Origin of the sequence: Brevibacillus sp. HB1.3, from assembly GCF_013186635.1 — a bacterium.
Classification (GTDB): Bacteria; Bacillota; Bacilli; order Brevibacillales; family Brevibacillaceae; genus Brevibacillus; species Brevibacillus brevis_D.
Window position 1 is genome coordinate 1 of the sequence record NZ_JABMIT010000030.1, and the last position, 1,297, is coordinate 1,297.

General features: G+C 37.7%; 1 protein-coding gene. It reads left to right on the forward strand.

The window, feature by feature from the left end:
- Nucleotides 1-607 precede the first annotated feature (607 nt).
- Nucleotides 608-1,240 (forward strand): hypothetical protein, encoded by a 633-nt coding sequence (locus HPY31_RS28440; protein ID WP_172143296.1) that lies wholly within the window; start codon nucleotides 608-610, stop codon nucleotides 1,238-1,240.
- Nucleotides 1,241-1,297: the final 57 nt, after the last annotated feature.

Consider the following 1,297-nt stretch of genomic DNA (forward strand, 5'->3'; position numbering starts at 1 on the left):
TACACCCCTTAGATTTCATCGGATAAACCAGGGGCTTAATCCAATGTCTATTCTAAGGGGTGTACTTCAGAGCGCTCCACTAAAAAGTGGGGCTTTTCTTTTTTCGTCATCCATCATAAGACAGGAATAAACGCTTGTGTAAAGGTGAGAGAATGGAGATCAAATGTAGCCCTAGATAGTGTGACGACAGCTAGTGGAACGACTCAAGGGGATAAGAAACGGATTTACAAGCACACATGGACCTGGCTGGTATCACATATGTATAGATACTTGAGGGAACGAACTTGGAAAAAGAAAAAAGAGTAAAGGATTCGAGCTGACTCCTGTTTATTCATACTAAGCGTTCATGATTTTACAAATTTTTATTTTTGGTTCGACATGTTTTTACAACATTTTCAAGTAATTACCATTATTATGATTAAGAGAATATTGATTTGAGGTGATATTATCAGAATAATCCTTTTGGTCTTACTTATATTGCTGTCAGCTTTCAGTTTTTTCGATCTTGATGTTAGCATGGGAATAAGCAGAAGGATTGTAGTTGTCCTCACGGTTGTGGTGGCTTTTGGGATTTACTTTTTCGATAATAAAAGTGGAGCCAAGAAAAGTGAAAAAGAATAATATAACTAAATCGTTACTATCAGTTGCATTGACTACAGCTTTTCTATTTACTGGATACTCCCAGGTAGCGGTGCCTAGTGTTTATGCAGTAGAACAATCTAATGATCGTAGTTTAGATATACTTCTTGAAATTGCAAAATCTGATTTGGAAGAAAAGACCTTTGTTAAAAATGGTATAGTTGTAAATGGGTACAGCAGCTACGAAGAAGCGGGAGTCAGTCAAGAAGCATTTGAAGAATTTAAAAAGATTGTTAGCTTCGCAAATAGCGAAATTAAAAAAGGGAACATGGTCGTAGGCAAGAATATATTAGATACAAAAGCAAATGTTATAAGTACAAATTCAGCATGCAGTTCAAAGAATTCAACAAATAACATACAACCTGCGGTGGCTTATCTCGAATACCACGTAAGTGCAAGTAAGGCTGTAAAGATAGGAAAAGCGTTATCTGGAGGTATCGGAGCGGCAGGACTAGCTGCTCTATTTAAACTTCCGCCTACTGTAGCTATAGTGCTTGCCGCGTTATACGGTGCAAACGATATGTGTAATTGGGAAGGCAATGGATATACTCTTTACTACATAGCAACCCCGATTCCTGCTGGCTTTTGCGTTCCAGATTGATTCTTTTACATTAATTTCAGACTAACAAAAAGGCCCCTTCTCAAATTGAAGGGGCCT